Consider the following 6,211-nt stretch of genomic DNA (forward strand, 5'->3'; position numbering starts at 1 on the left):
GGGGCCGCGGGGGCGTTCAGCTAACTGCGGGAATGGCCTATTTGCTCAATGTGTTCGGCTGAGATCGGAAATCAACCCCCGGCGCCCCTTCAAAGCGTGGGTCCCTGTAGACATCCTCAGCAAGGTAAACGCAGGGATGGTCGGGGTGTTCCCCTCAAAATTATTCCGCAGCGCGAAGGCCTCTCGTCTGTGGCTCCGTTGGAGCACAAGATTAAATCAGCGAATGCGATTATCCTGTCGAGGCTGCGCAGGTCCCCTTGGGGCTTCCCCTGAAAACAATCCGCAGATCGAATTGCCCCGTCGCGCGAAGCGCACGACGGGGCAATTCATGATCGAGGACGTTTTCAGGGGAAGCCCCAAGGGGACCGGTGAGAGCAATGAGGCAGGGCGCTACAGGTACTCGATTTGAGCGCCCTCGGTGTCGCACGTCAGAATATGCGTGTCACACTTGGGGAACTGTTCACGCAGTTTGACCTGCAGGAACTTTGCCACGATGGTGTCGTCAGTCACGGCCATGAGGGTCGAGCCGGAGCCACTGATCCAGATGGTCTTGGCGCCTCCGTTAAGGCAGGTATCGCGCACGGCGTTGTAGTCGGGGATGAGGCGGCGACGATAGGGCTCCTGGATGCGGTCGTCATTAGCGGCGGCAATCAGGTCCAGGTCGCCGGTTTCCAGGCCGCGCGTCATGCCGGCGATGCGGCCCATTTGCCATACGGCAGTGGAGAGTGGAATCTCCTGCGGCACAACCTTGCGCGCCTCGCTCGTATGTACCTCGTAGGGCGGAATCACAGTAATAAAACGAAGCTTGTCGCTTACCTCGTAGCGCAGGCACTGGGGAAGCGAATCGGTCGGCGTAAAGGAGCAGACGGCGCCGCCCAGGATAGCGGGGGCGACGTTATCGGGATGCCCTTCGACCTCGGTGGCAATGCGGACGAGCTCGGCGCGGTCGACGGTGTGGCCCGTCAGCGCGGCGGCGGCCATGATGCCGGCGACGACGCAGGTGGAGCTGGAACCCAGGCCACGGGCGACGGGCACGTCGGTCTGAATGTCGATAGCGACGGGGAAGGCCGGCTCGCCCCAGGCGGCCAGAGCATCGACAAAGCTCACATAGACCAGGTTATTCTCGTTTTGGAACTCCTCGGGGCAGCCCGTGATGGTGAGCTTGTCGGCGCGCTCGAAGGTGAAGTGCGAGTAGAGGCTGACGGCCATGCCGAGGGTGTCGTAGCCGATGCCTAGGTTGGCGCTGGTTGCTGGGACGGTGATTTTGATCATGTGGGTCCTCCTGGGCGGGTCTGGCCGTTTAGTTCGCTGTTCGGGCAGTCCTGGCTCGCTCGGAAAGCACATTAAGTGCTTTCCGGCTCGTGCGGAACTCGCGACGAACTAAACGGCCAGACCCGCTCGCATGCTCGTCATCATCCCGAAAGCTAAATAAAAAGAAGGTGCGCCGGCTTTCGCCGGCGCTTAATAAGGGATCTAGTTGGTGCTCATTCGTTTTGCTGCAGACTCTACGTAGCTTGCCATCTCATCGACGTCGCAGACGTCTTCGAAGCGGACGGGCTTGGACTCGAGCTCGGCGAGCTGGGTCGGGGCGACCGTGTTGGTGGCCTGCTCGAGCACACGCATAGCCTCAAAGTCGTCCTCGGGAACGTTAAGCCCCAGAGCTTCGCAGCAGGCGCGCGGGAACTTGTAGGGGCTGGCGGTCGAAAGCAGCACGCGGGCCTTGGCGCCCTCGGCGGGAGCGACCTGCTCGAAGACGTGATAGCCACAAGCGGTGTGCGGGTCGATCACGTAGTCGTTGGCGTCCCAGCAGCTCTTGATGGCAGCGCGGACTTCGTCCTCGCTGGCCCAACCGCAGCCAAACACGCTCTGGATCTTGGCCAGCAGCTCGGCGGGCACCTCGTAGCGACCCGTCTGGGCAAGCTGCTTCATAAGGCCGGCAACGAGCTCGCAGTCGCCATCAGACAGGAAGTAGAGCATGCGCTCCAGGTTGGAGCTGATGAGGATGTCCATCGACGGCGAGATGGTCGTGAAGAACGGGCGGTTGCGGTCGTAGACGCCGGTAGTCAGGAAGTCAGCCAGCACGTTGTTCTTGTCGCTCGCCACGACGAGCTTGGCGACGGGCAGACCCATGCGCTTGGCATAGTAGCCGGCCAGGATATCGCCAAAGTTGCCGGTCGGTACGCAGAACTCCACGGCGTCGCCGGCCTCGATGGCGCCGGCGCGCAACAGCTGCGCATAGGCGGCAAAGTAGTAGACGACCTGCGGTACCAGGCGGCCGACGTTGATGGAGTTGGCGCTCGAAAGCACCGTGCCGGCAGCCTCCAGACGCTCGGCAAGCTCCTTATCGGCAAAGATGCGCTTGACGGCGCTCTGGGCGTCGTCAAAGTTGCCGCGGATGCCGCAGACGGCGACGTTATAGCCCTCCTGCGTGGACATCTGCAGATTCTGCACGCGGCTGACCTTGCCCTCGGGATAAAAGACGGTGATGCCCGTGCCCGGAGCGTCGGCAAAACCGGCGAGCGCGGCCTTGCCCGTGTCGCCCGACGTGGCGGTGACGATCATGATGCGCTCGGCGCCGCCGTCCTTGGCGGAAGTGCGGGCCATCAGACGGGGGAGCATCTGCAGGGCGACGTCCTTGAAGGCGCTCGTGGGGCCGCCAAAGAGCTCCATCACATAGGTCTGAGGGGCATCAGCGCCCGGCGCAGCGTCGAGTTTGACGAGCGGCGTAACCTCTTCACTCGCAAACGTGCCGCGGTATGCCTCGTCGACACATGCCGAAATTTCTTCGGCCGTGTAATCATTCAGTAACATTCCCAACACATCTTGAGCGATTTCAAAGTACGATTTATCTGCAAGCGAGCTGATATCGACCTGCTGGGTGCCGAGCTCGTCCGAGACAAACAAACCCCCGTCGGGAGCGATGCCGGTGCGGATTGCCACCTTACTTGAGCACGATAAAGTGCGTCCTCGTGTACTATGATAAGTTCCCATATAACACTGCTCCTCGGATGCCTTGGACCCAATCGGTGAAACCATGGTATCAGAGCGCGCAAAATAGGTTTGCAGAGGCTTTTAGAAAGGTAACCTCCAGCCCATGATTAAGATTGCCAAGTTTGGCGGCTCGTCGGTCGCCGACGCCGAACACTTTAAGAAGATCAAGGCCATCGTCGATGCCGACCCTGCCCGCCGTTTTGTGGTGGTTTCCGCCTGCGGTCGCCGCTTTAAGGGCGACACCAAGGTGACCGACCTGCTCTACCTGGTTAACGCGCACGTTAAGTATCACGTGTCGTGCGAGGAACTACTCGAGGACATCGGCCAGCGCTATTTTGATATCGCTGACGAGTTGGAGCTCACCTATCCCATCCGCGAGGAGTTCGCGGCCTTTGCCGAGCGCGCCCGCTCGGGCGGCTACTCTACCGAGGAGCTCGTGAGCCGCGGCGAGTACTTCACCGCTCGCCTAATGGCCGAGTACCTGGGCCTGCCGTTCCTGGACGCCGCGACGGTTGTGGCGTTCCATCACGACGGTACGCTCAGCATGAACCGCACCTCCGAGCTGGTGCAGGAGTACGGCCAGCAGGGCGGCTTTGTTATGCCTGGCTTCTACGGCGCGACGCGTGAGGGCCAGATCAAGCTGCTCGATCGTGGCGGCAGCGATATCTCGGGCTCGATCCTGGCCAAGTGCCTGGGCGCCGACCTGTACGAGAACTGGACCGACGTCTCGGGCTTCTATTCTGCCGATCCGCGTATTGTTCCCGAGGCCCAGCCCATCGCCCGCGTTACCTACGAGGAGCTGCGCGAGCTTTCGTACATGGGTGCAAGCGTCCTGCACGAGGAGGCCGTGTTCCCTGTGCGTGAGGCCGGTATTCCGCTGGTCATCAAGAACACCAATGCGCCGCAGGACCCCGGCACCATCATTAGCGAGACGGCTGACGAGGGCGAGGCAGAGCCCATCATTACCGGCGTGACCGGCAAGCGCGGTTTTGTCGCCATCAACGTCGCCCGTGACCGCACCAAGCCTCGCGTCGGCTTTATGCGCCGTGCACTTTCGGTCTTCGAGCGCTATGACGTTTCCGTCGAGCACATGCCCACCGGTGTCGATCGCTTTGGCGCCGTGGTGCAGGAGCGGGACGTTCACGATTCGCTGTACTCGCTCGTAGGCGACATTCAGCAGGAGGTCGAGCCGCTCGAGATCGAGGTTGTCGAGGGCTTGGCGCTCATCGCGACCGTCGGCCGTAACCTGCGCGGCCGCGCAGGTATCTCGGGCCATCTGTTTGGTATGCTCGGCCAGGCCGGCGTGAGCGTGCGTATGATTTCGCAGAGCTGCGACGAGATCAACATCATCATTGGCGTGGAGGAGAAGGACTTCGACCTGGCGATTCGGACCATTTACCGTGCCTTCTCCGATGAGAACGGCATTGTGAAGGTCTCCGACCTGGAGGCTTCCGCGCCGGTCGATCCCGCTCTGGCTGCGCTCCACAAGTAGCTGCTATCTCGCTAGATTTTTGGGACTCGCCTCAAAAATCTACGGCGGGGCGTTTCGTTTCGGTTTCGTTTCGACGGGGCGGGTTTCGTGCCTGCCCCGTTCTTGTATACACTGGCAACAATAATCGGCCTGCTCGGCGTGCGGGCAAAAGCCACAACCTTTAAAGGGGGAAGCATGAAACAGTACACGGTTGCTATTTTGGGCGCGACGGGAGCCGTGGGCACCCAGATGCTCGAGTGCCTCAACGAGCAGGAGTTCCCGGTCGACAAGCTCAAACTGTTGGCAAGTGCACGCTCCGCGGGCAAGACTGTTGAGTTCCGCGGCGAGCAGATCGTGATCGAAGAGGCCTGCCCCGAGGCCTTTGAGGGCTGTGATATTGTACTCGGAGCCGCCGGCGACGATATCGCCAAGGAGCTGCTGCCCGAGGCCGTCAAGCGCGGCGCCGTCGTGGTCGACAACAGCCATGCCTTCCGTATGGATCCCGAGGTACCGCTGGTCGTGCCCGAGATCAATGCCGACGATATCAAGTGGCATCACGGCCTAATCGCCAACCCCAACTGCGCGACCATCATCGGCCTGGTTCCCACGTGGCCGCTGCATCAGCTCGCCGGCGTGAAGCGCATGATCGTCTCGACGTATCAGGCGGCTTCGGGTGCCGGCGCTCCCGGCATGGCCGAGCTCGAGGCTCAGCTGGCCGCCCTGGGCCGCGGCGAGGAGATTCCCGAGCCGCGCGCGTTTGCCGCCCAGCTGGCGAGCAACCTGATTCCGCAGATCGGCGGCGTCAAGGAGGAAGGCTTTACCTCCGAGGAGATGAAGCTGCAGAACGAGGGCCGTAAGATCATGCACCTGCCCGAGTTGCGCGTGAACTGCACCTGCGTGCGCGTGCCCGTGCTGCGTTCGCACTCCGAGAGCATTACGCTCGAGTTTGAGCGCGATATTACGGTCGAGGAGGCTCGTGCTGCGCTGGCTGCCGCTCCCGGCGTCAAGCTGGTTGACGATATGGCTGCCGAGGATGCACACGACCGTTTCCCCATGCCGATGGATACGTCCGACCAGGACCTGATTTGGGTCGGCCGCGTGCGTCGCGACATCTCGAACCCCGAGGCCGCGCGCGGTATCACCTTCTGGTGCTGCGGCGACCAAATCCGTAAGGGCGCGGCAACCAACGCCGTCCAGATCGCCAAGCTGCTCTGCGAGTAGCGGTGGACCTGTCCGGCGGGGGCCGGGCTTAGTTTTCAGAACGTCCTCGACCATGTGTGGCGCCTTGTCCTGCTCCTTCGGAGCCGCGGACAAGGCGCCACACTGGTCTGCGGAGTGTTCTGAAAACTAAGCCCGGTCCCCGCCTGCGGTGACGCTGCTGCAAGCGGTCTGCGATGGGGCCGTTGTTGGTTGGGGCCGCTGGGCTGATGTGGGGGCGCGTGGCTGTTGCGGGCTCTAGTCTCGGCGGCGGCCTCGGCGCTTCGCGCCTGCCGCCTTGGGGACTGTGGGGGCGCGGCCGGCAGCTGCGGCGCGCTGCGCCTGCTGCCTGAGGTGACTTTGGGGTTGGTGCGAATCGAAGGTGAATGGTTTCCCGGGAAGTGAACGACCTGTTTTGGACCCTTGAAGCATCGGCATATTTTGGCCGCCATTTCCTGCACTGATAATTGTTCTCGGGGGAAGCGGGCACTGCGGGGCGCGGCAACGGCGCGCGATTTCCGCGTCGCAGCGCTACCCTGATGCTGAATGCCG

Annotated in this window: 4 protein-coding genes; 2 read left to right on the forward strand and 2 right to left on the reverse strand. The window is 62.3% G+C overall.

Going from position 1 to position 6,211, the window contains the following annotated elements; translation table 11 throughout:
* Positions 1-390: 390 nt before the first annotated feature.
* Entirely contained in the window at positions 391-1,272 is an 882-nt protein-coding gene (gene thrB, locus I1969_RS10705; RefSeq protein WP_055252598.1) for a homoserine kinase, read from the reverse strand.
* Positions 1,273-1,473: 201 nt separating this feature from the next.
* The gene (thrC, locus tag I1969_RS10710; RefSeq protein ID WP_195235111.1) at positions 1,474-2,991 is read right to left on the reverse strand and encodes a threonine synthase; all 1,518 of its coding nucleotides are present in this window, start codon (positions 2,989-2,991) and stop codon (positions 1,474-1,476) included.
* A gap of 103 nt (positions 2,992-3,094) precedes the next feature.
* Between thrC and I1969_RS10715 the strand changes: the two genes are divergently transcribed.
* Positions 3,095-4,483, forward strand: a complete 1,389-nt coding sequence (locus tag I1969_RS10715) for an aspartate kinase (protein ID WP_195235112.1) — start codon at positions 3,095-3,097, stop codon at positions 4,481-4,483.
* Positions 4,484-4,657: 174 nt separating this feature from the next.
* Positions 4,658-5,683 carry an aspartate-semialdehyde dehydrogenase gene (locus I1969_RS10720; RefSeq protein ID WP_195235113.1) on the forward strand — a complete coding sequence of 342 codons (1,026 nt, stop codon included), beginning with the start codon at positions 4,658-4,660 and terminating at the stop codon, positions 5,681-5,683.
* Positions 5,684-6,211: the final 528 nt, after the last annotated feature.

Origin of the sequence: Collinsella aerofaciens, assembly GCF_015548375.1 — a bacterium.
Lineage (GTDB): Bacteria > Actinomycetota > Coriobacteriia > Coriobacteriales > Coriobacteriaceae > Collinsella > Collinsella aerofaciens_AB.

Coding starts and splice junctions, on each gene's coding strand:
- thrB (WP_055252598.1), bottom strand. CDS start 1,272: ATGATCAAAATCACCGTCCCAGCAACCAGCGCCAACCTAGGCATCGGC.
- thrC (WP_195235111.1), bottom strand. CDS start 2,991: ATGGGAACTTATCATAGTACACGAGGACGCACTTTATCGTGCTCAAGT.
- I1969_RS10715 (WP_195235112.1), top strand. CDS start 3,095: ATGATTAAGATTGCCAAGTTTGGCGGCTCGTCGGTCGCCGACGCCGAA.
- I1969_RS10720 (WP_195235113.1), top strand. CDS start 4,658: ATGAAACAGTACACGGTTGCTATTTTGGGCGCGACGGGAGCCGTGGGC.